Origin of the sequence: Duganella sp. sic0402 (assembly GCF_019219065.1) — a bacterium.
Classification (GTDB): domain Bacteria; phylum Pseudomonadota; class Gammaproteobacteria; order Burkholderiales; family Burkholderiaceae_D; genus Rugamonas.
The window spans coordinates 63,748-89,575 of record NZ_JAHUWK010000008.1; the positions used below are offsets into that span (position 1 = coordinate 63,748).

Here is a 25,828-nt window from a genome sequence, read left to right on the forward strand (position 1 = left end):
GGCGGTGTTATGATGGCATGGTAAATTCATAACGTTGCCGGTGTCCTCATGATCGAGTTTCAAGGCCTTGCCAAAGTCTACGGCAGCTTCAACGCCGTCAAACCGCTGACGCTGACGGTACAGCGCGGCGAAGTGTTCGGCTTCCTTGGCCCGAATGGCGCCGGCAAGACCACCACCATCCGCATGATGATGGGTATTCTGGTCCCCAGCGGCGGCCAGGTGCTGATCGATGGCCTCGACTGTCACGCCGAACCGGCCGAAGTCAAGCGCCGCGTCGGCTACCTGCCCGACACGCCAATTTTCTACGACTACCTGCGCGGCCGCGAAATCCTGCAATTCGTCGGCGAGATGCACGGCTTTTCACGCGCCGAGGCGGCCGAGCGCGGCGCGCGGCTGCTGGCGGAATTCGGTTTGCAGGAAGCTGGCGAGGACTACGCCGTCAACTACTCGCTGGGCATGAAAAAGCGCCTCGGCCTGGCTTGCGCGCTGATCCACGACCCGGCAGTGCTGATCCTCGACGAACCAATCAACGGCCTTGACCCGCGCGCCTCGCGCGACGTGCAGGAACGCCTGCTGGCGGCCGCCGCACGCGGCGTCACCATCTTCGTCTCCACCCACTTGCTGGACATGGCGGAGAAGCTGTGCGACCGCGTCGGCATCATCCATCGCGGCGAACTGGTGGCCACCGGCACGCTGGATGAAATCCGCGCCGAAGCGTCGGCCAGCGGCTCGCTGGAAGACGTGTTCCTCAAGATTACCGACGAAGCGGCGGAAGAGCCGGCGCAATGACCGCGCTGCAAACTATCTGGCTGATGACGCGCATGCGCCTGGCGCGCCAGCGCAACGTCCTGTTCAACAACCTGTTCCGCTTCAAGCAGAAAAAAGCGCGCGACACCACCGGCGGCAAGCGCAGCAACCTGTGGATACTGACGCTGCTGATGGTGGCGTTCATGTCGTTCTCCTTCGTCAGCATGTCCAACAACGCGGTACTGAATATGCAGTGCCATCTGGACCCGGCCAGCGAATGCCGCTATGTCGACCAGCAGGGCGAGCACCACAGCGACCTGCACACGGCGGAAGAGGAGCTGGCCACCGCGCCGTTTGCCGCGCCGCTGCTACACGGTCTGACGATGGAGCTCAGCATCCTGTTCTTCATCGCAGTGCTGCTGCCGCTCGGCAGCAAGGAGCTGGCGCAGCCTGACTGGGACCTGGAATGGCTGGTGACGATGCCGGTGGAGCGCGGCACGCTGCTCTGGGGCCGCGTACTGGAACGCAGCGCCAGCAATTTCGCCGGCTGGTTCGCACTGGTGCCAGCCTTCAGCGTGATCGCCTGGCATTCAGGCTATGCTTGGAGCGCCTTGCCGATAGGTGTGTTAGCGGCGGCCGCGCTGCTGCCGCTGGCGGCGCTGCTGCACACGCTGGCGGACACCGGACTGCGCATGTGGCTGCCGGCAGCGCAGCTGCGCAACCTGCAAGCGGTGACGGGCTTATTCAATCTGCCGCTGATTTACTTCGTCATGGCGCTCGGCATGCCGCGTGCGAATGGCTTTGCAATGGAGTGGGCGCGCGATTTCCCGTCGTGGGTCAGCTGGGCGCCGCCGGGACTGGTGCTGCAGACGATACAGTCGCGCGATAGCGTGCACTGCCTGTCGCTGATCGCGCTGCTGCTGGCGCAGACCGCACTGCTAATGTGGCTGGGTATGGCGCTGCTGCGGCATCAGCTGCGCCACGGCGTGGTCAACTCCGGCGCGCGCGAAAGCGCCAGAGAGGCCGAGCGCCCGGCCAGCGCCGACAGGAATCGCGCGGTGGGCGGCGCGGCGCGCGGCCCGGCTGCACTGATCGCCGGCATCCTGTCGCCGCTACAGCGGCGCGAGCTGCGCCTGCTGAGCCGCGACCGCAACTTCCTGTTCCAGACGCTGCTGCTCCCCATCATCATCGTGGTCAGCCAGTTGGTCTTCAATGGCAAGCTGAATAGCCTGGCCGAGCTGGGCGAACATCACGCCATCGCCGCCGCCATCGCTTTCGCGCTTGGTGTCTACGTGCTGATGCTGTCAGCTTTCCAGACGCTCAACAACGAGGGCCATGTGCTGTGGCTGCTCTACACGCTGCCGCGCTCCATCGAAAGCGCACTGAAAGAAAAGGCCAAACTGTGGGGCGTGCTGACCATGGCCTATCCAGCCATCGTCCTGGGTATCAGTGCCTGGTACACCGAACGTTTTGAATGGAATATGCTGGTGCTGCTGTTGATCGTGATCGCCGGCATTCCGATCTATTCAATGATCGCCGTCTCGCTGGGCGTATTCGCCTGCGATCCGCTGGCGGTGGATGCGCGCACGCGCGTGCGCCCGACGTATGTCTACCTCTACATGCTGCTGGCCAGCTTCTACACCTTCTGCATTTACAGCAGCGTGTGGTCGCAAAAGCTGGTGGTGCTGGTGCTGACCGCATCGATGGCGCTGGCACTGTGGCAGAAGGCACGCGACGCCCTCCCCTACCTGCTCGATCCGGCCGCTGCGCCGTCACCGCGCGTCTCCACGGCAGATGGATTGATCGCCGCCACCGCCTTCTTCATCCTGCAAGGCATTGTGCTGATCTTTGCAGGCAAAGTGACCATGCAGTCCGTCACCATGGCTTTCGGCACGGCCGGCATCACCGTCTACCTGCTGATGCGGCTCACCTACTGGCGCAGCAAGGCGGCCGGCGTGCCGGTGATACTGCGCGGTGCAGACATCAAACTGTCGCTGCGTATTGCGGCCATTGCCGCCGCTGTCGCCTGCACATGCGGCGTGGTGTACCTGAACGTTTTGCGGCATTCGCCGCTGTGGGACGAGGTGCTGAAAGCGGCGCCAGTGCTGGAGGGCGGCCGTATCTGGATCATGGCGCTGGCTGTGATCGCCGCACCGCTGTGCGAGGAATTCATCTTCCGCGGCCTGATCTACGGCGGCCTGCGGCGCTCCATGAAAGCACCGCAGGCGATGCTGATGAGCGCCGCCATCTTCGCGGTGGTACATCCGCCGCTGTCGATGCTGCCGGTGTTCGTCCTCGGCCTGTGCGCCGCGTGGACCTATGAGCGTAGCAAAACCCTGCTGGCGCCCATGCTGGTACACGCGGCGTACAACGCCATGGTGCTGTCCGCCGGTTCCTAGAACTGGTACTTCAAGGTCAGCAAGGCGTTGCGTGGATCGCCGTACACGCCAGTGCCGTAGGAGCCCAGGCCCGGCATATACGTCTTGTCCAGCGCGTTGTTGATGTTCAGCGCAACGCTCAGGTGGCGGTCGATCTCGTAACGCGCCATCAGGCCCAGCAACGCATAGCCTGGCTGGTTGGCGCGCCACATATTATCGTCCGAGGTCTGATAGTAGGTATCGCTTTGCAGCGACAGCGAACCACCGACCACCAGCTTGTTCATGCGGTATGAGGTACTCATCTTGAACAGATGCTTGGGCTGGTTGGTATTGACCGCGCTGAGGATGACGTCCTGCTGCTTGGGTACACGCGAGCGGCGGTAGGTATAGCCGCCAGCCACATTCCACGATGGCGTGATCTGGCCCGACACTTCAGCTTCAAAGCCATCGCTCTTGATACCGTCCACCGTCTTGTAGATTTCTTCGAAAGTATCCGGATTCACGTCGACATACTGGGCGGCGTTCTTCTGCTTGATCTGGAATACCGCCATGCTGACATTCAGGCGCTTGTCCAGCAGTTCCGCCTTCACGCCAATCTCGGCGCTCTTGCCGGTCAACGGCGCCAGCGGGCGATTGTTGGCATCCTTGTAGTAGGTCTGTGGATTGAAGATATCGGTATAGCTGGCGTAGGCCGACCAATTGGCGTTGATGTCGTACACCACGCCCGCATACGGCATAGTCTTGGTGCCGGTATCCAGATCGTCCGACACGCTGCGCACCCCACCGGTGCTCACATCATAGTCGAACAGCTTGTACTGGCTGGCGCGCGCACCGAGGATCACCGACAGCTGGTCGGTAGGACGCAGGCGGGTGGCGATCGACACCCCCTGCTCGGTGATCTTGGTATCGCGGTCCGCGCGCTTGGTGAAGGTTGGCTGATTCAGGTAGCCGTCCCAGGTAAAGTAGTTCGCCACCGGCACAAAGACAGAGCCGAACAACTCGGCCTGCTTGTGCTGGCGCGAGTAGCCCGCCGTCAGCATCAGTTCATGCGTGCGGCCCAGCAGGCTGAATGGCCCGGTCAGCGCCAGGTTGGCGCTGTCGGTTTTCGCTTCCGATGGCAGCAGGCCAGCCAGCGCACGGATGCCGGTGCCAGTGGTGCGATTCACGCTGCCGTTGTAGGCCGAACCGTACATCACATCCTTGGACTGATCCAGATGGCTGGCCATCAGGTCCAGCTGCCAGGCGTTGTCGAAGGTGTGCTTGAGCGTGGCAAAGCTGTTGGTGCTGTCGTTATCCCAGTACGACCAGCGCGCGCCAGGATTCAGCGAGCGGCGGAAGTTGGTCTGCGTGCCATCACTGTAGAACAGCGGCAGGTGGCCGAAGGTGGCGCCGTTGGCGCGCGTCTCCATGTGATCGATACCGACGCTCAGCACCGTGCGCGGCGCCAGATCCGCTTCGATGATGGCGTAAGCGTTGCGCGTGTCGCGGCTATAGTAGTCGATGTAGGAATCGGCATTCTGTGCAGCGACCACCACGCGGGCGCGCACGCTGCCATCCTGGTTCAGCGGTGTGGAGATATCCGCCGTGCCGTGGTATTTGCTCCATGAGCCGATGCTGCCCGCCATACTGGCCGAGAACTCCTTGCCCGGACGCTTGCGCACCAAATTGATCGTCGCCGAAGGATTGCCGGCACCGGTCAACAGGCCGCCCGCGCCCTTGACGATTTCGACCCGGTCGTAGATGGCGCTGTCGCCAATCGCGCTGGTGTACTGATTGGAGCTGTCCAGCGTATTCGGCATGCCGTCGAACTGGAAGTTCTCGATCACATAACCGCGCGCATAAAACGTCGCGCGTTCGCTGTCGTTGCGGCCCACGGTAACGCCAACAGTTTTCTCCAGAATGTCCGGCACGGTAATCAGCGCCTGGTCATCCATCTGCTGACGCGTCACCACGCTGACCGATTGCGGCGTTTCGCGCACCGACAGGCCCAGGCGCGTCGCGGTGGACATCGACGGCATGGTGTACAAGCCGCTGTTTTCCGATGGCCCATCGGCAGCGCCGACGGCGGTAATCGCCGGCAGCACTTGCGGTGCATCGGTGGCAGGTGCTGCGGCCACCAGTACATAGCCGGCGTCGGTGGCAGCGACGGCGTGGCCGGTGCCGCGCAGCAGACGCTCGAAGCCTTCGCTGACGCTATAGCCGCCCTTCAGGCCCTGCGTGCGCAGCCCCTGTACCCTGGCCGGTTCGATCACGATGGAAACGCCAGCCTGCAACGCGAACTGGTTCAAGGCCGGGCCCAGGGCGCCGGCAGGAATATCGTACTGGCGCGCCGGCGCTGCGGCCTGGGCGAGCGCGGCGCCACTGCAGGCGGGCAGCGCGACGCCGCAAGCGATCTGGATGGCCAGCGCCAGTGGCGTCAGGCGACGGATGGTATTCGATGGATGCATACTGAGGTCCTTTTTCGGTGGTTTCATCGTGCTTAACGAACCAGTTCGAAAAAGTGGAACTATTTTTTTATATTTTCTTTTAGCGGCGCATCGACCATCACCCAGTATTGCGTGAACTGGCGCATGCGCAGCTGCGGGAAATTATTCAGCAGCAGTTGCAGCGCACGGTCGGTATCATCCAGCGGCAGCACGGCGGAAACGCGGATGCCGTCCAGCTGCGCCGCATTGAAGGTGATGCGCCCAGTGCGGTAACGATTCAGCTGCGTTAGCACTTCGCTTAGTGGCTGGTCTTCCACTGCCAGCTTGCGCTGCTGCCAGGCGATGTCAATCGCGCCTGCGTTGATCGGCGCCACTGTGCTGATGGCGTTGCTGGTAATGCGCACCCGCTCGCCCGCCTGCACGACAACGGTACGCGTGTCGCCCGAAGCCCGCGCGGCGACTTTCGACTCCAGCATGGACAGGATAGTGGCGTCCTGCTCGCGGTCTACCATGAAGCGCGTGCCCAGCGCGCGCATTTCGCCTTGCGGGGTTTCGACCACGAACGGGCGGCTCGCATCCTTCGCCACTGTGACATTGATCGCCCCCTGGACCAGCTCCACCGTGCGGCGCTGCTGGTCGAAGCGCAGGTTGACGGCGCTGCCACTATCGAGCGTGATGGTGCTGCCGTCTTGCAGCGTATAGCTGTGCCACTCGCCAGTGCTGGTGCGCATGTCGGCGATGAAGTAGCGCGGCGTATGACTATCCAGCGTCAGCGCCGCAGAACCGGCCGCCAGCACCACGAACGCCAGGACCGCCGCAACAGCACGAGGACGAGCGCGACGGCGCGGGCGCGCCAGTGCCGCTTCCAATGCGACGCGTGCCGGACGCGCCTGCCCGCCACGCACCGCCTGCAAGCGGTTCAGCAAAAATACAATGTCGTCCGCAGCTGCCGCGTGACGCGGGTCGGCATTCTTCCACGCATCGAAGCCCGCTTGTGCGGCGGCGCGTTCGGCGGCATCCTCGCTGCCGAGTTGCACCAGCCAGTCGGCTGCCTGTTCGGCCAGCGCGTCGTCGGTCACGCGCCCGCCTCGGCCAGCACCGCGCAGGTGGCGCGGCATTGCATCAGCGCCTGCACCAGATACTTCTGCACCATGCGGGTGGAGACGCCCAGGCGCTCGGCCACCACCGACTGCGGCTGGTCGTCCAGGTAATGCAGCATGAAGGCTTCGCGTGCCTTGGGCGATACACGCTCCAGCGCGAGCGCGATCTGGTCCAGCGCCTGCAAGGCCATCATCGTCTCTTGCGGTGACGGATAGCCACCCAGTGATTCAGCGACCAGCGCCAGCTCGGCCAGATAGGCATCGCGCAGCAGCTGGCGGCGGGCGCGGTCGATCAGCAGGTTTTTCGCGGTGGTGGTGAGATAGGCGCGCGGCTGTTGCTGTACGCCGAACAGCGCATCGCGCGAGGCGATGATGCGCATGAAGGTGTCCTGCGCCACATCCGCCGCCTCGTGCGCGCAACCGAGTTTTCCGCGCAGCCAGCCCCGCAGCCAGTCGTAATGGCTGTCGTACAGGACGTGCAATGGCTGCTGGGGAGCGGACTCGGTCGCGGACACAAATGGCTATATAAAAATGAGAATTATTCTCATTCTACATGAAAATGCGCGTTTTATTCCCGCAGGGCCGCGATCACCTTGATCTCGAAGTCAAAGCCATACAGCCAGGTGACGCCGATGCCGGTCAGCGTGGGATGCGGCGCCTCGCCCCAGAATTCCTGCACGATGGGCCATGCACGCTCAAAGGTATTGGCCGGATCGACCAGGAACACGGTCACGTCGATCACATCATCAAACGTCAGGCCCGCTTCGGCCAGGATCGCATTCAGGTTCTGGAACGCCAGCCGGACTTGCGCCTCCAGTTCCGGTTCCGGCGAACCATCCGGCCGGCTGCCGACCTGCCCGGAGACGAACAGCAGGCCATTCGAACGGATGGCCGGCGAATAGCGGTTACGTTCATACAACGCCTGGCGGCCAGGCGGAAAGACAACGTCGCGTACAGTCATGATGAACTCCTCGTTTAATGATGCCGCCACTTTAAAAGCCCGGCGCCATCCAATCAACGCGCAAGACGTACAATGACTGTTTGCGATTCCTACACAATCCACACCATCCCATGGACCGATTCGATGCCCTGCAAGCCTTTGTGCGCGTGGTGGAAGCCGGCAGCTTCACCAAGGCCGCGCAGACGCTCCACATGAGCAAGACCACCGTATCGCAGCTGGTACAGCAGCTGGAAGCGCGCCTGCAAGTGAAGCTGCTCAACCGTACCACCCGCCAGGTGAAGGTGACGCCCGAAGGCGCTGCCTACTACGAACGCGTGGCGCGCGTGCTGGGCGATCTGCAGGATGCGGATGACGTGCTGGCCGGCGACCTGGCCGCGCCGCGCGGGCGCCTGCGCATCGACGTGCCCAGTCCCCTGGCGCGCCTGATCCTGATGCCGGCGCTGCCCGGCTTCTACCGCCGCTATCCGGACATCCAGCTGCTGATGGGCGTCAGCGACCGCAATGTCGATGTGATCGGCGAGAACGTCGATTGCGTGCTGCGCGGCGGCCAGATCACCGTACCGTCGCTGGTGGCGCGGCGCGTGGCGGATTTGCAGCTGGGCGTGTACGCCTCGCCCGGCTATCTGCGAGAAACGGGACTACCGGCGCATCCGCTGGCACTGGAACAGGCGCCGCACCGCATGGTCGGCTATCTGCGCTCCAGCAGCGGCAGCATTGCCAGCATGCCGATGCGGCGCGATAACGAGTCAGTGGAGGTGAACGGCCGCTACGCCGTGGCCGCCGACGATGGCAACGCTTACGTGGCGGCCGGGCTGGCCGGCATGGGCGTGCTGTGCGTGCCGCGCTACATGGCGCGCGACCATGTAAAAAGGGGCGAGCTGACTCCCCTGTTCGAAGAGTGGCAGCTCGCCCCCATGCCTTTGTATCTCGCCTATCCGCACAACCGTCACCTCAGCGCCAAGCTGCGGGTGTTCATCGCGTGGATAGACGAATTGGCCGCTCAGTCCTTGTAGCGTACTTCCGCCAGCGCGAACGCGCCGCCGTGGTAGGTCACCGATGCATTCTGGTCCGGATACTCGCCGCTGTCCGGGAACAGCGCGTCGAATTGCGACGAGCTATCCTTCGGCTTGTAGCCCAGGTGCGAGGCCTTGCTGTTGTCCCACCACGCCACCTCATTGTTCGACATGCCGAACAACACGGTGAAGCCGACGCGGGTCGCGAACAGCGAACGGCGCAGCGCTTCCACCAGGTCGTCGTAGCTCAGCCAGGTGACCATCATGCGGCGGTCCTTCGGCTCAGGGAAGGATGAGCCGATGCGCAGGCTGACCGTCTCCAGGCCGGTGCGGTCCCAGTAGTAGCTGGCCAGTTGCTCGCCGAAGCACTTGCTGACGCCGTAGAACGAATCCGGACGGGTCGGCGCAGTGGCATCGATGTAGTCGGTGTTGCGGTAGAAACCGACCGTGTGGTTCGAACTGGCGAAGATGATGCGCTTGACACCCTGCTTGTGCGCCGCCTCGTAGATATTGGCGGTGCCCAGGATGTTGGCGTGCATGATGTTTTCAAAGGTGTTCTCGGTCGAGATGCCGCCGAAGTGCAGCACCGCGTCCACGCCTTCCATCATCTTCATGACGGCCGCCTTGTCGGCCAGGTCGCACTGGACGATTTCCTCGCCCTCGCGCGCTTCGCCCATATCGGCGATGTCCGACAGCACCACCACATCCGCCCACGGCTTGATGCGGTCGCGCAGTACCTTGCCCAGGCCGCCGGCAGCGCCGGTCAGCAGCAATCGTTTGAATGGCTTGCTCATGTTGTCTCCGTTTGTTGTGTATTTTTTACGTCACTGGGGCCGGATTGAACAGGACAAGCGCGTTATGCAGCTTCCACTTCTCCGCCCAGGTCTCCTTGCCGCTGGCGACGTCGAGCAGCATCTGGAACATCTCCCAGCCGACATCGGCGATGGTCGCTTCACCGCTGGCGATGCGGCCGGCGTTGATGTCCATCAGGTCGTGCCAGCGGTTGGCCAGGTCGTTGCGGGTGGCGACTTTGATCACCGGCACTTCGGCCAGGCCGTACGGCGTGCCGCGGCCGGTGGTGAAGATATGCACATTCATGCCGGCCGCCAGTTGCAGCGTGCCGCAAATGAAATCGCTGGCCGGCGTGGCGGCGTAGATCAGGCCTTTCTGCGCCAGCTTCTCGCCCGGCGACAGGACGCCGGAGATCGGCGAGCTGCCCGACTTGACGATCGAGCCCATGGCTTTTTCAACGATGTTCGACAGGCCGCCCTTCTTGTTGCCCGGCGTGGTGTTGGCGCTGCGGTCTACGCCGCCGCGCGTCAGGTATTCGTCGTACCAGGCCATTTCGCGGATCATGGCCTCGGCCACTTCCGGGGTCGAGGCGCGCGACGTCAGCTGGTCGATGCCGTCGCGGACTTCGGTGGTTTCCGAGAACATCACGGTGGCGCCGGCGCGCACCAGCAGATCGGTGGCAAAGCCCACCGCAGGATTTGCAGTGACGCCCGAGAAGGCGTCACTGCCGCCACATTGGACGCCCACCACCAGCTCGGAAGCCGGCACGGTTTCGCGCTGGCGCTTGTTCAGCTCCACCAGGTTTTTCTCGGCCTGCTGCATGATCGAATCGATCATCGACATGAAGCCGACGTGCTGCGCATCCTGCAGACAGACCAGGCCCGGATCAGCGCCGCCGGCGTTCTGGATCGGAATCGAGCCTTTTGGGAACAAACGCGTAGGCTGCAGCTTTTCGCAGCCCAGGCTGACCACCATCGCCTGGCCGCCGAAGTTCGGATTCAGCGCGATATTGCGGATGGTGCGGATCGGGATCGGCGCGCCAGGGGCTTCGATCGCCACGCCGCAGCCGTAGGTATGCTCCAGGCCCACCACGTCGTCGACGTTGGGATACTTCGGCAGCAGTTCTTTCTTGATGCGCTCCACGGCAAACTCCACCACGCCCGACACGCACTGCACGGTGGTGGTGATCGCCAGGATGTTGCGCGTGCCGACGCTGCCGTCGGCGTTGCGGTAGCCCTGGAAGGTATAGCCTTCCAGCGGCTCCAGCGGCGGCGGCTTGATGGTGGAGATCGGCAAGCCCTCGAGTTCGCGCGCGGCCGGCATTTCCACATTGTGTTCGGCCAGCCAGCTACCGGCCGGCAAGTCTTTCGATGCGAAACCGATGGTAACGTTGTAACGGATTACGCGGTCGCCGCCCTTCAGGTCGCGCAGCGCCACCTTGTGGCCTTGCGGGACCGCTTCCAGCAGCGTCAAGCCATTCGGGAAAACGGCGCCGGCCGGCAGGCCGCCGTCGTTGACGACAATCGCGACGTTATCGTTGTCGTGCATGAGAATGTAGCGCGGCGTATTGTTGGCGCTCGTCGGAGTTGTCATCTAGAATTCCTACGTTGTTTTTTGGTCTCTTAAAGTGGTCTGACCACTTCTGTTATTGGCCGGCCAGCTCAGGGTTGTGGCCTGCACGCCACAGTCTGAACACCGCATGTTTCCTAGAGGTTACATCGCGAAAACACAGGGGCCGAGGGGGCACTCAATGAAATGAGTATGCCAGTTTAAAATTAATTTGGCTAGTCCACATTGCGCATTTGGTCTGACCACCTTAGAATGGTCTGACCAGATGGCAAACAAATAAGCCACGGAAATTATACGAGACATCATGCTGAAAAAAACCGCCCCTATAACTGGGGATACCGCTCACGAGCCGCGCTTGTACCGCGTAGTGGCGGACCGCATCCAGGAACTCATCCGCAACGAAAACATCGCCGCCGGCGAACGCCTTCCATCGGAACGCGACCTGGCGACCAAGCTCAGTGTCAGCCGCGCCTCGCTGCGCGAAGCACTGATTGCGCTGGAACTGGGCGGCGTGATTGAAGTACGCGGCGGTTCGGGGGTGTATGTCAGCGAAGTGCCTGAACCGGCCGTGGCCGACCTGCCGGAAGCCGGCCCAGGACCATTTGAAGTACTGTCCGCGCGCCGCCTGATCGAATCCGAAATCGCCGCCATCGCCGCCCGCGTCGCCACCGACAGCGCCGTCGACGCCATCCTGCAAGCGGTAATCGAGATGGAAAAGAGCCACGCCAATTATTCCAGCAACGAGCAGGCCGACCGCAACTTCCACCTGGCCATCGCGCGCGCCACCGGCAATAGCGCGCTGGTCGGATCGCTGAATTACCTGTGGGACCAGCGCGGCCGCTTGTGGCACAAACTGAAAGAACACTTCCAGACCGAGGAGCTGCGTCAGGAAACGCTGAAGGACCACCGCCGCATCCTGGAGGCGATTGCCGCCCATGATCCGGCGGCGGCGCGCAAAGCCATGCGCGCCCACCTGGAACGCGTGACCCGCACCTTCTCGCGCGGATAAGCAGTATCTGTAGTAGCGCAGGACCGGCCTCGATGCCGGCCGCGTATATATATAAAGCAATCAAGTTATTGACCGGCCCGACCTCGGCCCTGTGCTTTGCGCACAGCAGCCTTCGTCGCGGCGGCACGGAGTACGCGAGGTGCTCCACTCACGCAGGCGCTTGCCAGCGCTGCGTATAACTTTATTCAAGAGACGAAGGAGACCCACAATGAAGTCCCAGCAATCGGTCAAGAACCGTTCCGCACAACCTCGCCTGCTGCTGTCGGCAATCAGCCTGGCTGTGATGGCTCTGACCAACCAGGCATCCGCGCAATCTGACGATGCCAATATGACCCGTGTCGAAGTGACCGGTTCCAGCATCAAACGCGTCGCCAACGAAGCTTCCCTGCCGGTCACCAGCGTCAAGGCTGAAGACCTGGTCAAGCAGGGCATGACCACCCTCGCCGACTTCATGATGGCGCTGCCACAATCGGCATCGCTGGCGCCATCCAACGCCGGCTCCGGCACCAACATCAACTTGCGCGGCCTGGGCGTGAACCGTACCCTGGTGCTGCTGAACGGCCGCCGCCTGGCCAATGAGGCCATCGCCGACGGCTACGCCAACCTGGACGTGATTCCAATGAGCGCCATTGCGCGCGTTGAAGTGCTGCGTGACGGCGCTTCCTCGATCTACGGCTCCGACGCGATCGGCGGCGTGGTCAACTTCATCACCAAGACCCAGTTCGATGGCCTGCAACTGACCGCACAAGCCGTGCAGCCAGAAAAACGCGGCGGCGGCGACGAACAGCGCCTGACCGCCACCTGGGGCAAGGGCAATCTGCAAACCGATGGCTGGAATGTGTACGCCACCGTTGACGCCCACCAGCGCACCCGCCTGGCCGCGTCCGACCGTGCCTATCTGAGCTCGGTGGAAAAACTGACCGGACTGGGTCGCGCGCCGACGCTGGGCACCGGCGGCAACGCCACCCCGGCCAACTTCACCACCGCCACCAACAAGACCGCGCAGAACCCGTACGGCCGCAGCGGTTGCCTGGCGCCTTACTCGATCGCCGGCCAGAACGGCACCTGCGTGATCGACAACAACGAGTACGGCACCGCGCTGTACGCCAACCAGCAGGTCACCTTCTATGCGCGCGGCACGCTGAAGCTGAGCGAAGACCATACCGTCAGCATCGACTACTCGCGCGGCGAGGAGTTTATCAAGGCGACCCGCAATCCGACCAACGCACTGGCAGTCAAAGGTGTTGCACCGACCATCTCCTCGACCAGCAAATGGTATCCGGGTGGTAGCGGCGGCGTGCCTGCCGTGGCTGGTCTGAACAATGCACCGCTGACCGTGACCTGGGCCGTCGCCGATCTGGGCGCAGCCACCACCAAGGACGTGCAGCTGAACCAGCGCGTCGCTGTGACCGACGAAGGCGTGATCGGCGGCTGGGACTACAAGGCCGGCCTGGTGGTTGGTATCTCCGAACGCGACAACTACTACGACTCCGGCTACGTCACCGGCCAGGGCCTGATCGACGGCCTGAAAAACGGCAAGCTGAATCCATTCGGCCTGCAAGATGCTGACGGCAAGGCTTACCTGGCATCGATCAGCGTTGACGGCGCCAAGAACCGTACCTCGAAATCGACCTTCACCGGCGTCGACTTCACCGCCAGCAAGGCCGTGATGGACCTGCCAGGCGGCTCGCTGGCCGTGGCAGTTGGCGCCGACCTGCACCGCGACACGACCGAAGACACCAAGCTGGCCATCGTTTCGGATGTCACCTACGCCAATACCAGCCCATCGCATGGCGATGGCCAGCGTAACGTCGCAGCGCTGTTCGCCGAGGTGAATGCCCCCGTCACCAAGACCCTGGAACTGAACGGCGCCATCCGTGCCGACCATTTCAACGACTTCGGCACCACCGTCAATCCAAAGATCAGCTTCCGCTGGGAACCGATGAAGCAGTTGATGTTCCGTGGTTCGGCCAACACCGGCTTCCGCGCGCCGACGCTGTTTGACGCCTACGGCTACCGCCTGCCAGGCGCCACCGGTCTGACCGCGGCCAAATGGGATGACCCGCTGCTGTGCCCAGGCGGTACCCCAGGCGTGGCCGGCACCGGCAAGCCTGTCGCCGGCCAGGTTGCGGCCAACGTGTGTAACGTGCAGCTGCCTAAGCAGACCGGCTCCAACGCCGGCCTGAAACCGGAAAAGTCGAAAGGCTTCACGCTGGGCGTGGTGATGGAACCATTCAAGGACGCGACCCTGTCGCTGGACTACTGGAACATCCGCATGACCGACATGCTGGCCAACCTGCCGGAGCAGGTGTACTTCCTGGACCCGGCCAAGTATGCGTCCTACTTTGTACGTAACGCCGACGGCACCTTGAACTATCTGGTCAACACCACGATGAACCTGGGCGGCCAGAAAGCAGCCGGTATCGACGTGTCGGGTTCCTACACGCTGCCTAAAACCTCGTTCGGCACCTTCCGTGTCAACCTGGACGGCACCTACCTGACCCAGTTCGACAACCAGCTGTTCGACGGCAGCCCGTTTGCTTCCAACATCGGTCAGTTCGGCCTGGCCAGCAATGGCACCACGTCGAGCTTCCCGATCATCACCTACCGCTGGAAGCACACGCTGCGTCTGAACTGGGCGTCGGGTAACTGGAACAGCACGCTGACCCAGAACTACAACTCGAAATACACCGACCAGAATCTGGTGGCGAAGCAGTACTGGCGCGACATCAACTCGTACAAGCTGTGGAACCTGACCACCACGTACAACGGCTTCAAGAACATCCAGATCACCGCTGGTATCACCAACCTGTTCAACGCCGAACCGCCAGCAACCAACAGCAGCCTGTATAGCTTTGGTTACCTGAGCAGCGCAGCCAGCCCGATCGGCCGTGCTTACAATGTGCGTGCAACCTACACTTTCTGATGAAAGCGTGGACGCATAAACTGATTCACTCCGCCTGAGGTTGGGCGCCGGACCGCGTTGCGGCCGGCGCCCTTTTTTTTCGGATAGTCCATGAAATACCTGATCTCCTGCGCCGCCGCCCTGGCGCTCATCACCGGCAGCACCCACGCCGCCGACGCCGCCCCCGCCAAGCCGGTACGCTTCATCCTGGTTGGCGACTCGACCATGGCCAACAACAGCGGTTACGGCGACGCCTTCTGCGCGCGCATCAACCGCGCCCATACCTGTATCAATCTCGCCAAAGGCGGCCGCAGCTCCGGCAGCTTCCGTGCCGAAGGCCGCTGGAACGAAGTTGAAGGCCTGCTGCGCGGTGCCGATGCTTACAGCAAGACCTATGTGCTGATCCAGTTCGGCCACAACGACCAGCCCGGAAAACCTGGCCGCTCGACCGATCTGAAAACCGAATTCCCCGTCAACATGACCCGCTACGCCCAGGAAGTGAAAGCGCTGGGTGGTGTGCCGGTGCTGGTGACGCCATTGACCCGCCGCACCTTCAAGGATGGCGTGCTGGAAAATAATCTCGGCCCATGGGCTGACGTGGTGCGCGCCACCGCCGCCGCAGAAAAATCGCCGCTGCTGGATCTCAACGCGGAAAGCCACGCCGCCGTACAGGCCATGGGCCAGGACGAAGCGGACACGCTGGCCATGGTGCCACGCCCGGCCGACTATGGCACCGCGCCGGCTGCCGGCAAAGTGGAAGTGGCTGGCGCGGCCAAGTCGGCTTTCGATCGCACCCACGTTGGCACCAAGGGCGCGGCCTACTTCTCGCGCATGGTGATGGAAGAACTGAAACGCGCAGTGCCGGAAACGGCCGGTAATTTCAAGCCGGAGAACGAGCAGTGACGCGGCAACATCTTATTAGCGGCCTGTCCTTGTTACTGGCCGCCGGCGCGGCGCCGGCACAGGACAGCCGCAACGTCACTGAGCCGGCGCCGCCTGCTGCCTGCACCACGCTAAGCAGCGGCACAGCCGCCGACGATACCGCACGCATCCAGTCCGCCATCGACCAATGCCAGCCCGGCAAGGCAGTGCGCCTGTCGGGCAGCTTTGTCTCCGGACCGTTGAAGCTGCGCAGCGGCGTCAGCCTGCTGATCGACAGCGGCGCGCTGCTGCAAGCCAGCACCAATCCAAAACTGTATGACCGTGGCGCCAATACCTGCGGCACGATCGACCAGCAGGGACGCGGCTGCAAACCCTTCATCACCATCGATAGCGCCAAAAGCAGCGGCATCTACGGCGACGGCGTCATCGACGGCCAGGGCGGCCGCGTGATCGATGGCGGAACGGAATCCTGGTGGCAGCTGGCGCGGCGCGCGCAGAAGGAAGACGCGCGCCAGAACGTACCGCGCCTGATCGAAGTCACCAATGCCAGTGACATCGCACTCCACAAGATCACGCTGCGCAACTCCCCTAATTTTCACGTCACGCTGAACAGGGTGGATGGCTTTACCGCCTGGGGCGTGCGCATCGACACGCCCTCCAGCGCGCGCAATACCGACGGCATCGATCCGATTTCCTCGCGCAACGTCACCATCGCCCACAGTGTCATCCGCACCGGCGACGACAATGTCGCCATCAAGGCCGGCAATAACGGGCCGACAGAAAATATCTCCATCCTGCACAACCGCTTCTACAGCGGCCACGGCATGTCCATCGGCAGCGAGACCAATGGCGGCATACGCCGCGTGCTGGTGGAAGACCTGAGCATGGACGGCACCACCTCCGGCTTGCGCATCAAGAGCGATGTATCGCGCGGCGGCGTAGTGGACCAGGTCAGCTATCGCAACGTCTGCCTGCGCGACGTCAAGACGCCTATCGACATCAGCGGCCGCTACGACAAGAAGGCCAAGGGAACGCTGATACCGGTCTACACCAACATCGCGTTTGACGATGTGCACAGCGTCACGCCCGGCCGCGTGATCCTGGAAGGCCACGATGAACGGCATCCTGTCAAAGTCAGCCAGCGCGACGTCACCATCAATGACGCCGGCGCCTGCGCCAACCGCTTCGCGCCCTTCCCGGAAAACGCCGCGGCCGGCAATCGTCCGCAACTGACGCAGGAACAGGCCAGGCAGTTTTCTTACGGCGAGGTGCTGAAGTACGTCGGCGCAGCCGGCAAGGAAACCATCGATCCATGGGACCCGCTGTCCGATCCGCTGGCCAAGGGCACGGCGTTCACCCCGGACTACATTGTCGACCAGGCCGCGAAAGCGGATGGCGCACGCGTCTTCAACACGGTGCAGGAAGCGGTTAACCGCGCCTTGCTCGACAGCGCGGCGCAGCCGGCCAAACGCCGCTACCTGCTGCTGAAGCCTGGGGTGTATCAGGAACTGGTTTACATCCCCGCTGAAACCGCACCGCTGACCATGTATGGCGAAGGCAAGGATGCAGCGGCCACGCGTATTACCGCCAAGCTGGAAGCATCGATGAGCGGCGCTGCTTACGACCAGCGGCATGGCGCCCAGTTCGCCAACGCGCCGGCAGCGATCCAGGCCATGTACGCCAGCGTCAAGGAGCGCGCGCAGATAGGCACGTTTGGCACGCAAACTGTCTGGGCCAAAAACAATGGCTTCCAGGCGCGCAATCTGACGTTTGAAAACGGCTACAACAAGGACACCGGCAACGCCCGTGCCGAAGCGCTCCCGAATATCAACAACATCCACCATCAGGCGCTGGCACTCAGTGTGGATGGCGTCGACAAAGCGCAGTTCGAGAACATCCGCCTGATCGGTTTCCAGGACACGCTGTTCCTCAAGTCGCCGCAAGTCGGCAGCACGGTGCGCAGCTTCTTCAACAAGTCGTATATCGAAGGCGATGTCGATTTCATCTTCGGTGACAGCACCGCTTATTTCTACCAAAGCGAAGTGCGCACGCTGGGCGACCGGGGCGTGTCCTACGCAGCCGCGCCGAACACGCACGTCAAGACCAAATACGGCTTTGTCTTCGACAAAGTGCGCTTCACGCATGAAGGCAAACAGAACGGCGACTTCTTCCTGCTGCGGCAATGGTTCTCCGGCTCGCGCTGCACACCGTACGCACCGATGCCGGTGGACGGCTACAGCTGCACCTATGGCACGGTCAATGTCTACAAGGCGCCGGTCGGCACCGTCGCGCGCGTATCGCTGGAAGCGGTCGGCAAAATGGTGGTGCTGAATTCGCGCATTGGCTCGCACATCAATCGCCAGCAACCATGGCATGACTGGAATAAGAAAGGCAGCATCTCCTATCGCCCGGCGCAGTTTAATTCGGACGATCATTGGAACAACCTTGTCGCCGCCGGCATCGATCCTGTCAAGGATCTCGGCTATACGCAACCACCTTCACCTGTCGATATCTTTGTCGGTGAATTCAATAATTCGGACGAATGAGGAATACAGCATGACCTTCAACACCCAACGCCGCAACCTGATGAAAGCCCTGCCAGCAGCGGGCGTCTCGCTCAGTCTTCCAGCGATGGCTGCAACCGCACCCGATCCGTGGCTGCAAGCCCAGGCCATCATCGATCACGTCTCCAAGCCGCTCAAGTTCCGCAAGCAGGACTTCAACATCACCGCCTACGGCGCCAAGACCTGCAAGCTGGCCAAGGCCAAGGCCTGGATCTCGCATGAGGAACAGGACGACATCAAGACCCCAGCCGCTGGTTCGACCGACTGCTACGCCGCCATCAAGGCCGCCATCAAGGCCTGCCACGATGCGGGTGGCGGCCGTGTGGTGATCCCGGCCGGCGACTGGTTTGTCGCAGGCCCGATCGTGCTGCTGTCGAACGTGCATGTACACCTGGCGAAAAACGCCCACGTCTACTTCTCGCACAACCCTGCCGATTACGCCAAGTACGGTGACATCGATTGCGGCAAGCACGGCAAGCTGACCATCTCGCGCTGGCAGAGCAACGACTGCCTGAACTACTCTCCGATGGTCTACGCCTATGGCCAGAACAACATCGCGCTGACCGGTGAAGACTGGACCGCGACGCTGGACGGCCAGGGCGGCCTGCCGTTCAACGACCAAGGTGATTGCTGGTGGACCTGGAAGGGCAAGCAAAAAACCATCAACTCCATCGGCCAGGGCACCACGCCCAACTTCAAGGCCGGCAAGATGTCGGAGAACACCGTCAACCCGCTGAACGCCGAGTCACTGGCCACCGTGGCGCCGGCACTGACCGAAGCAGAGCGCATCCTGATCCAGGGCGAAGGCGAGCGCTGGCGCGCGGATGCGCAGTACCTGCCGGCGCTGTCGGAAGCTGGCGTGCCGCTGTCCAAGCGCGTGTTTGGCGTGGGCCACTTCCTGCGTCCACCGATGATCCAGATTATCGGCTGCACCAATGTGCTGCTGGAAGGCTACCATGTGATCCAGACACCGTTCTGGATGCACCACCCTGTCCATTGCCGTAACATCGTCATCCGCAATGTACACGCGCACAGCCATGGCCCGAACAGCGATGGCTTCGATCCGGAAGCCTGCGACCACGTACTGGTGGAAGGCTGCACCTTCGATACCGGTGACGATTGCATCGCCATCAAGGCCGGCAAGGACCTGGACACGCAATACGGCCCATCGCAGAACATCGTGATCCAGAACTGCATCATGCACAGCGGCCACGGTGGCGTGACACTGGGCAGCGAGATGGCGGGCGGCATTCAAAACGTGTTCGCGCAAAAACTGGTATTTGAAAACGCCAACTGGAAAACCAACCCGCTGAACACCGCTATCCGCATGAAGACCAATCTGAATCGCGGCGGCTATCTGCGCAACTTCTATGTCCGCGATTGCACCGTGCCGAATGGCGTGCAGACCTCGCCGTCGTTCTACGCTTCGCTGCCAGGTTCGCCTATCCAGTCGAAGACCGTGGCCACCGCCGCCGGCGCCATCGTCACATTCGATTGCGACTATACGCCGATCAGCGATAACGTCCGCACCCGTCCTCCGGTGGTCAGCAACATCCAGATCTCCAACATCAGGACTGGTAATGTGAAGACCAAGGACGGCAAGCTGGCCTCGTGCTATCAGGCGATCGTGATTCTCGGCCCGGTGGCGTCCGACTACAACGGCGCAGGTCCGATGCCGCCAGTGGTGCCAGTCACCGACGTGACCATCACCGACTGCGATTTCGGCACGCCGGTGAACACCGACGCGCCATGGTTCCTCTACAACGTCAAAGGTTTGACGCTGAAGAATGTGACCATCGGCGACAAGGTGCATAACACCACGCTGTCGGCCTGAGAGGCGCCATGATGATCACGCGCCTGCTTTGCACATTGGCCTTCTCCGCCGCTGTCGCACCAGCAGGTGCGGCGATCATCCCCTTTCCCGCCGATGGCGCGCAGCAGGTCGATCCGGATACGCAGTTGGTGCTGCGGTTCGACCAGCCGCCGGCGCTGGGCAATTCCGGCCTGATACGCATCTACGACGCCGCCAACGGACGGCTGGTGGATACGCTGGACCTCAGTATTCCAGCCGGACCGACGGAGCGCACCACGCTACCGCCGGCACCGTATCTGGCGACGCCTTATGTATACGCAAACGGTCCGCGCGCGACCAACGCCAACACCAAAGCCGGCACGCCGTCTGCCGGAGCCGAGCCGGGCGATACGCGCTACCAGTTGACCATCATCGGCGGCTTTACTGACGGTTTTCATTTTCATCCTGTAATCGTGCGCGACAAGACCGCGACGATTTACCCGCATCACAATCTGCTTGAATACGGCAAGCGCTATCGCGTGCAGGTCGATGCGGCCGTGTTTGGCGAGCCTGTGCAGTGGCAGTTCAGCACCAAGCCGCGCGGCCCGGCTGCCGATGCGGAACGCGTAGAGGTGAGCGCTGATGGCAGCGCGGATTTCAGCACGCTGCAAGGCGCGCTGGATTATGTTCCGGATCATCCGGCCAAGCGCGTGACCATCTTTGTGCGCAATGGCGATTACGAGGAGCTGGTCTACTTCCGCAACAAGTCCAACATCACGGTGCAGGGCGAGCAGCGCGACAAGGTGCGCATCCACTATGCGAACAATGAAGTGTTCAATCCGCATCCGCCCAACATCAGCACCAACGAGGTGCCAGGCACCTTCCCTTCGCGCCGCGCAGCGGTTACGGCGGATAACGTCAAGGGCGTGCACCTGCGCGACCTGACGCTGGAAACCACGTTGAAGGGCCAGGCCGAGGGTTTGCTGATGACCGGTTCGGAAAACATCGTCGCCAACACCACCATCATTGGCTCGGGCGATGCATTGCAGGTGAATGGCAGCACCTATCTTCCGGACGTGAAAATCATCGGCGATGGCGATACCATACTGGGACGCGGACCGGCATTCTTTGAGCGTTGCGAGATCCAGTCCAAACATGCGTTTATGTGGATACGCAATACGGCCGACAATCACGGCAATGTCTTCCTCAACTGCCGCTTCACCACACTGGGTGGCGGGCAGACGGAACTGGCACGCTCGCCGGTCAACAAAGGCAAGGGTTATCCGCATGCGGAGGCGGTGCTGATCAACGCGACGCTGAGCGGCATCAGTCCTGCAGGCTGGGGGCCGGTCACTGGCCACACCTCGCAGCTGCGCTTCTGGGAGTTCAACAGCCGCAATCCGGATGGCACGCTGGTGGATGTCAGCCAGCGGCATCCGGCCTCGCGTCAGCTGAGCATGGAGCGTGACGCGGAAACCATCCGCAACTATAGCGATCCGGCGTGGGTACTGGGTTGGACGCCGCCGCGCTGAACAGCGCAGAAACGCGTCGGCCCAGGCTCCGTGCAGCAAGGAGTATTTGCTGCACGGGTCTGGTGCTTCCGTTTGATTCAGGCCAAACGGATCAAGGCGTGACGCGGAAGTAGTCGATGTCAGCGTGGCCGCCGTTGCCGGCGCTGAACAGGCCCATCTGGGCGCCTACCCAGCGGCCCATCTTGGCGGTGAATTGTGCGCCGATAGGCGTGAACCTGGCGCCGTCCGTGCTGTACGAGAATTGCGTGACACCGCCCGCCAGCACTTGCATGCGCAGCCAGACTTGCGAAGACGGCAGCTCAACGCCCGCTTCTTGCAGCTCGTGACAGCCGGCATCCGCCTTGTAGCAGCTGACCAGCGCCAGCTGCGTGCGGCCATCGGTACGGCGCGCACCCAACCAGGCGTAATCGGAACCGTATATGACCAGGCCAGCGACACCACCTTCCGCCAGCCCGGACGCATCCAGCCTGGTGTTGACGGTGAAGCTCTCGGCCGGCAGCTTTTGCAGCAGCAGCGACGGCACGTCCCACAGATTGGTCGCGCGCGGCTGGCCGAACAAACGCAGCTTGCCAGCATCCAGCGCATACCACGACGGCTGCCAGTTCGCATTCCATTGCCATTGCAAGCCCAGTGCCGCAGCGTTGAACTCATCACTGGTCGGCGGCGCAGCAACAGCCTGACCAGCCACCGGCAAGCGATAACGCGCCACCGGCTCCCCAGCAGCCGTGCCGACATCCTTGCCGATCAGCGGCCAGCCTTCGCGCCACTGCATCGGCTGCAAATGCACGATGCGGCCATACGCGCGCTTGTCCTGGAAGTGCACAAACCAGTCCTCGCCCTGCGGCGTCTGCACCCATGCGCCCTGATGCGGACCGTTCACCGGCGAACTGCCCTGCGCCAGCACGATGCGGTCCTCATACGGACCGGTGATGCTGCGCGAACGGAACACCGACTGCCAGCCAAACTCCACACCACCGGCCGGCGCAAACACGTAGTAATAGCCGTCACGCTTGTAGAACTTCGGCCCTTCCAGCGTGGTGTACTTCGGCAGCTTGTTGCCATCGATGATGACGGTGCCCTTGTCGTCCAGCAGACGGCTGCCATCCGGCGCCATGCGGCGCAAGGTCAGCACGTTGGCAAAGCCGGCGCGGCTCTTGGCCCACGCGTGCAACAGGTAGGCCTGGCCATCGTCGTCCCACAGCGGCGTCGGATCGATCAAGCCTTTGCCGGCGGCCAGCAGATGCGGCGCGCTCCAGGGACCAGCGAAGTCCTTGGCCGTCATCACATAAATGCCGAAGTCCGGATCGGGATAGAAGATCCAGAACTTGCCGTCGTGGTAGCGCAGGCATGGCGCCCACACGCCCTTGCCATGCTGCGGCTTGGCGAAGACATCCGCCGGCACCAGCTGTGGCAAGGCATGGCCGACCAAGGTCCAGTTGACCATATCCGGCGACTGCAACAGCGGCAGCCCAGGCGCGTTATTGAAACTGGAGGAAACCAGATAGTAGGTTGCGCCGACACGGATCACATCAGGATCGGAATAGTCGGCATGAAGAACAGGATTGGTGTATTCGCGCGGCCCCGTCGCGCATGCGGCCAGCAAGGCCGCAAACAAAAAGGGCAGACACTTCCGAAGTATCCGCCCCATGATCAGGCTCCAAACGGCGTTTCAGCAACGCCTTTCACACCAGGACGCAGCAGCGCCACCGCACCGCCCCACTCCGCATCTTCCGGCTTGCCGGAGACGATGGAAGTGACCAGCAGCGTATCCAGATCCTTGCCGCCAAAGGCGCACATGGATGGCTTCAGCATCGGCACGTCGATGCGGCGATCCAGCTTGCCGTCCGGCGTGAAGCGCAGCACGCAGCCGCCGTCGTTACCGCAGATCCAGTAGCAGCCATCGGCATCCACTGCCGCGCCGTCAGGACGGCCGGTGTAACTGGTCATGTCGGCAAACACGCGGCGATTGCTTGGCACGCCATCGGCGATGTCATAGTCGAACGCCCACACCATGCGCCGCTGCGGATGCGAATCCGACAGGTACATGGTGCGGCCATCCGGCGAAAACGCCGTGCCGTTCTGGGTCAGCAGCTCGGACACGAACGGCGCAGAAATGCCGCGCCCCGCATCGTAGCGATACAGCTGGCCAAGCGCCTTGGCGGCGCCCATGTCCATGAACATGGTGCCGGCCCAGAAGCGTCCCTGGCGGTCGCAGCGGCCGTCGTTGAAACGCATGCCTTCGGTCAGGCCGGCCGCCGGCGTCGCCAGCTTGAGTGCGGTTGCGGTCTGACCCGCGCCCAGCTCAAGGCTGAAGATACCGGTTTCCATGCCCGCGATCAGGCCGCCGCCGGACTTGGCCGCCACACAGGCGACCATTTCAGCATTGTCCCAATAGCGGGTGGCGCCGCTTGCACCATCCATGCGCCAGACACGCCTGGCCGGGATATCCACCCAGAACCAGGCATTGTCCGCCACACTCCACGTTGGGCTTTCGCCCACCGTGCAACTAACGCCGCTTACGCGTTCCATACCAGATCGCCGTTCACTACGCGCGGGATCTTCTGTGGATTGGCATCTTGCAGCGACTCAGGCAGCAGGTAGGCAGGCACGTCCTGGTACGACACTGGACGCAGGAAGCGGTCGATCGCCGACGCGCCCACCGAGGTGGTGCGGCTGTCCGAGGTCGATGGGAACGGGCCGCCGTGTACCATGGCGTGCGCCACTTCCACACCGGTGCCGAAACCGTTGAACAAGATACGGCCGACTTTGCGTTCCAGCACCGGCAGCAGCTTGGTGGCCAGTGCCTTGTCGTCGGCGGTTGCGTGCACGGCGCCGGTCAGCTGGCCTTCCAGGTGCTCGGCCACGGCCAGCAGTTCCTCTTCGTTTTCAGCCACCACCAGCAGCGAGGTTGGGCCAAAGATTTCGCCTTCCAGCGCGGTGTCGGTCAGGAAGCGCTTGGCGTCAACCTGGTACAGGAATGCCTGCGCGCCGCATGGCAGTTCGCCAGCCTGGCCGGCAGCAACCTGCTGTACGCCTTCCACGCCTGCCAGGCCTTTGACGCCGCCGGTGTAGGCTTTGTGGATGCCTGGGGTCAGCATGGTTTGTGCTGGCTTGGCGCCGATGGTGCCGGCGGCGGCAGCCACGAAGGCTTGCAGCTTGTCCGATTTCAGCGCGATCAGCAGGCCTGGGTTGGTGCAGAACTGGCCGGCGCCCAGCGTCAGCGAATCCGCAAACGCCTGTGGCAGCTTAGGATTATCCAGCGCGCCTGGCAGCAGGAATACCGGATTGATCGAGCTCATCTCCGCGTACACAGGGATAGGTTCTTTACGTGCGGCAGCGGTGTGCATCAGTGCTACGCCGCCAGCGCGCGAGCCGGTGAAGCCGACCGCCTTGATGAACGGATGGGCCACCAGATTTTGACCGATGGTCTGGCCCGAGCCGATCAGCATCGAGAACACGCCTTCTGGCAGGCCGCACTCTTCCACTGCCTTGGCGACAGCTTTGCCAACCAGTTCCGAAGTGCCCAGGTGAGCCGAGTGGGCTTTCACGATGACCGGGCAACCAGCCGCCAGTGCCGAGGCGGTATCGCCACCAGCCACCGAGAATGCCAGTGGGAAATTCGATGCGCCGAACACGGCGACGGGGCCCAGGCCGATCTTGCGCAGGCGCAGGTCTGGACGTGGTGCCGGTGCGCGGTCAGGCAGCGCGCTATCCAGCGTAGCGGTCTGGAAACGGCCGTCGCGCACGACTTTCGCGAACAGGCGCAGCTGGCCGACGGTACGGCCGCGCTCGCCTTCCAGGCGGGCTTGTGGCAGACCGGTTTCCTGCATTGCGCGTTCGATCAGGGCCGGGCCCAGATCCAGAATGCGGTCAGCAACGGTTTCCAGGAATTTGGCGCGCACTTCCAGGCTGGTTTCACGGTACACATCGAAAGCGGCATTGGCCAGCTCGACAGCACGTTGCAGGTCAGCAGCGCCGGCCAGGCCGAATGCTGGTTCGATTTCGACGTTGCGGGATGGGTCGATCGCCTTGACAGTGCCTTCTTTACCCAGGACCGCGCTGCGGCCGATGATCATTTCGCCTGCTACTTGCATATTGACTCCTTAATGTGTGAAAAGCGCGGACGAAGCCGCGCTTTGATTTTGCTTACCCGATAGC

18 protein-coding genes are annotated in these 25,828 nt (G+C 62.7%); 9 read left to right on the forward strand and 9 right to left on the reverse strand.

Features of this window, described 5'->3' with window-relative positions:
- Positions 1-48: 48 nt before the first annotated feature.
- A complete protein-coding gene (locus tag KW842_RS18760) occupies positions 49-789 on the forward strand; it encodes an ABC transporter ATP-binding protein (protein ID WP_218305641.1) in 741 nt (246 codons plus the stop codon).
- Positions 786-3,146, forward strand: coding sequence for a CPBP family intramembrane glutamic endopeptidase (locus tag KW842_RS18765; protein ID WP_218305642.1), 2,361 nt, complete (start codon positions 786-788; stop codon positions 3,144-3,146). Before KW842_RS18760 ends, KW842_RS18765 begins: the two co-directional genes overlap by 4 nt.
- Here the strand turns inward: KW842_RS18765 and KW842_RS18770 are convergent.
- Genes KW842_RS18770 through KW842_RS18785 form a run of 4 tightly spaced genes read right to left on the reverse strand, consistent with a single transcriptional unit; the run spans position 3,143 to position 7,612 of the window.
- Positions 3,143-5,572 carry a TonB-dependent siderophore receptor gene (locus KW842_RS18770; RefSeq protein ID WP_218305643.1) on the reverse strand — a complete coding sequence of 810 codons (2,430 nt, stop codon included), beginning with the start codon at positions 5,570-5,572 and terminating at the stop codon, positions 3,143-3,145. The two genes, KW842_RS18765 and KW842_RS18770, sit on opposite strands and share 4 nt — an antisense overlap.
- 59 nt (positions 5,573-5,631) lie before the next feature.
- The gene (locus KW842_RS18775; RefSeq protein ID WP_218305644.1) at positions 5,632-6,669 is read right to left on the reverse strand and encodes a FecR domain-containing protein; all 1,038 of its coding nucleotides are present in this window, start codon (positions 6,667-6,669) and stop codon (positions 5,632-5,634) included.
- Positions 6,627-7,166, reverse strand: a complete 540-nt coding sequence (locus tag KW842_RS18780) for a sigma-70 family RNA polymerase sigma factor (protein WP_218305645.1) — start codon at positions 7,164-7,166, stop codon at positions 6,627-6,629. Before KW842_RS18780 ends, KW842_RS18775 begins: the two co-directional genes overlap by 43 nt.
- A 53-nt stretch (positions 7,167-7,219) precedes the next feature.
- Complete coding sequence (locus KW842_RS18785; RefSeq protein ID WP_218305646.1) at positions 7,220-7,612, reverse strand: RidA family protein; 393 nt, start codon at positions 7,610-7,612, stop codon at positions 7,220-7,222.
- 110 nt (positions 7,613-7,722) lie between these two features.
- Here KW842_RS18785 and KW842_RS18790 point away from each other — a divergent pair, with 110 nt between their 5' ends.
- Positions 7,723-8,625 carry a LysR family transcriptional regulator gene (locus tag KW842_RS18790; RefSeq protein ID WP_218305647.1) on the forward strand — a complete coding sequence of 301 codons (903 nt, stop codon included), beginning with the start codon at positions 7,723-7,725 and terminating at the stop codon, positions 8,623-8,625.
- On the opposite strand, the gene KW842_RS18795 is transcribed toward KW842_RS18790, so the two are convergent.
- Both KW842_RS18795 and garD read right to left on the reverse strand, forming a co-directional pair.
- The gene (locus KW842_RS18795) at positions 8,613-9,419 is read right to left on the reverse strand and encodes an NAD(P)-dependent oxidoreductase (RefSeq protein ID WP_218305648.1); all 807 of its coding nucleotides are present in this window, start codon (positions 9,417-9,419) and stop codon (positions 8,613-8,615) included. The two genes, KW842_RS18790 and KW842_RS18795, sit on opposite strands and share 13 nt — an antisense overlap.
- Before the next feature lie 25 nt (positions 9,420-9,444).
- Entirely contained in the window at positions 9,445-11,010 is a 1,566-nt protein-coding gene (gene garD, locus KW842_RS18800; RefSeq protein WP_218305649.1) for a galactarate dehydratase, read from the reverse strand.
- Positions 11,011-11,290: 280 nt separating this feature from the next.
- Here garD and KW842_RS18805 point away from each other — a divergent pair, with 280 nt between their 5' ends.
- From KW842_RS18805 to KW842_RS18830, 6 genes are all read left to right on the forward strand, one after another.
- A complete protein-coding gene (locus KW842_RS18805; RefSeq protein ID WP_218305650.1) occupies positions 11,291-11,995 on the forward strand; it encodes a FadR/GntR family transcriptional regulator in 705 nt (234 codons plus the stop codon).
- Between the two features lie 208 nt (positions 11,996-12,203).
- Positions 12,204-14,921, forward strand: coding sequence for a TonB-dependent siderophore receptor (locus KW842_RS18810; protein ID WP_218305651.1), 2,718 nt, complete (start codon positions 12,204-12,206; stop codon positions 14,919-14,921).
- Positions 14,922-15,011: 90 nt separating this feature from the next.
- Positions 15,012-15,803 (forward strand): rhamnogalacturonan acetylesterase, encoded by a 792-nt coding sequence (locus KW842_RS18815; protein ID WP_218305652.1) that lies wholly within the window; start codon positions 15,012-15,014, stop codon positions 15,801-15,803.
- The gene (locus KW842_RS18820) at positions 15,800-18,328 is read left to right on the forward strand and encodes a pectinesterase family protein (protein ID WP_218305653.1); all 2,529 of its coding nucleotides are present in this window, start codon (positions 15,800-15,802) and stop codon (positions 18,326-18,328) included. The genes KW842_RS18815 and KW842_RS18820 overlap by 4 nt, the downstream gene beginning before the upstream one ends.
- Positions 18,329-18,338: 10 nt before the next feature.
- Positions 18,339-20,180 carry a glycoside hydrolase family 28 protein gene (locus tag KW842_RS18825; protein WP_218305654.1) on the forward strand — a complete coding sequence of 614 codons (1,842 nt, stop codon included), beginning with the start codon at positions 18,339-18,341 and terminating at the stop codon, positions 20,178-20,180.
- An 8-nt stretch (positions 20,181-20,188) separates the two neighbouring features.
- On the forward strand, positions 20,189-21,670 hold the full coding sequence (locus KW842_RS18830) for a pectinesterase family protein (RefSeq protein WP_218305655.1): 1,482 nt from the start codon (positions 20,189-20,191) through the stop codon (positions 21,668-21,670).
- A gap of 91 nt (positions 21,671-21,761) precedes the next feature.
- On the opposite strand, the gene KW842_RS18835 is transcribed toward KW842_RS18830, so the two are convergent.
- The 3 genes from KW842_RS18835 to KW842_RS18845 are packed head-to-tail and all read right to left on the reverse strand — an operon-like array spanning position 21,762 to position 25,764.
- A complete protein-coding gene (locus tag KW842_RS18835) occupies positions 21,762-23,318 on the reverse strand; it encodes a glycoside hydrolase 43 family protein (protein ID WP_218305656.1) in 1,557 nt (518 codons plus the stop codon).
- Positions 23,319-23,320: 2 nt separating this feature from the next.
- Entirely contained in the window at positions 23,321-24,199 is an 879-nt protein-coding gene (locus KW842_RS18840) for an SMP-30/gluconolactonase/LRE family protein (RefSeq protein ID WP_218305657.1), read from the reverse strand.
- Positions 24,187-25,764 (reverse strand): aldehyde dehydrogenase (NADP(+)), encoded by a 1,578-nt coding sequence (locus tag KW842_RS18845; RefSeq protein WP_218305658.1) that lies wholly within the window; start codon positions 25,762-25,764, stop codon positions 24,187-24,189. The genes KW842_RS18840 and KW842_RS18845 overlap by 13 nt, the downstream gene beginning before the upstream one ends.
- Between the last annotated feature and the right edge of the window lie 64 nt (positions 25,765-25,828).

Coding starts and splice junctions, on each gene's coding strand:
- KW842_RS18785 (WP_218305646.1), bottom strand. CDS start 7,612: ATGACTGTACGCGACGTTGTCTTTCCGCCTGGCCGCCAGGCGTTGTAT.
- KW842_RS18840 (WP_218305657.1), bottom strand. CDS start 24,199: ATGGAACGCGTAAGCGGCGTTAGTTGCACGGTGGGCGAAAGCCCAACG.
- KW842_RS18775 (WP_218305644.1), bottom strand. CDS start 6,669: ATGCCGCGCCACCTGCGCGGTGCTGGCCGAGGCGGGCGCGTGACCGAC.
- KW842_RS18810 (WP_218305651.1), top strand. CDS start 12,204: ATGAAGTCCCAGCAATCGGTCAAGAACCGTTCCGCACAACCTCGCCTG.
- KW842_RS18795 (WP_218305648.1), bottom strand. CDS start 9,419: ATGAGCAAGCCATTCAAACGATTGCTGCTGACCGGCGCTGCCGGCGGC.
- KW842_RS18815 (WP_218305652.1), top strand. CDS start 15,012: ATGAAATACCTGATCTCCTGCGCCGCCGCCCTGGCGCTCATCACCGGC.
- KW842_RS18765 (WP_218305642.1), top strand. CDS start 786: ATGACCGCGCTGCAAACTATCTGGCTGATGACGCGCATGCGCCTGGCG.
- KW842_RS18760 (WP_218305641.1), top strand. CDS start 49: ATGATCGAGTTTCAAGGCCTTGCCAAAGTCTACGGCAGCTTCAACGCC.
- KW842_RS18845 (WP_218305658.1), bottom strand. CDS start 25,764: ATGCAAGTAGCAGGCGAAATGATCATCGGCCGCAGCGCGGTCCTGGGT.
- KW842_RS18790 (WP_218305647.1), top strand. CDS start 7,723: ATGGACCGATTCGATGCCCTGCAAGCCTTTGTGCGCGTGGTGGAAGCC.
- KW842_RS18770 (WP_218305643.1), bottom strand. CDS start 5,572: ATGCATCCATCGAATACCATCCGTCGCCTGACGCCACTGGCGCTGGCC.
- KW842_RS18835 (WP_218305656.1), bottom strand. CDS start 23,318: ATGGGGCGGATACTTCGGAAGTGTCTGCCCTTTTTGTTTGCGGCCTTG.
- garD (WP_218305649.1), bottom strand. CDS start 11,010: ATGACAACTCCGACGAGCGCCAACAATACGCCGCGCTACATTCTCATG.
- KW842_RS18830 (WP_218305655.1), top strand. CDS start 20,189: ATGATGATCACGCGCCTGCTTTGCACATTGGCCTTCTCCGCCGCTGTC.
- KW842_RS18805 (WP_218305650.1), top strand. CDS start 11,291: ATGCTGAAAAAAACCGCCCCTATAACTGGGGATACCGCTCACGAGCCG.
- KW842_RS18825 (WP_218305654.1), top strand. CDS start 18,339: ATGACCTTCAACACCCAACGCCGCAACCTGATGAAAGCCCTGCCAGCA.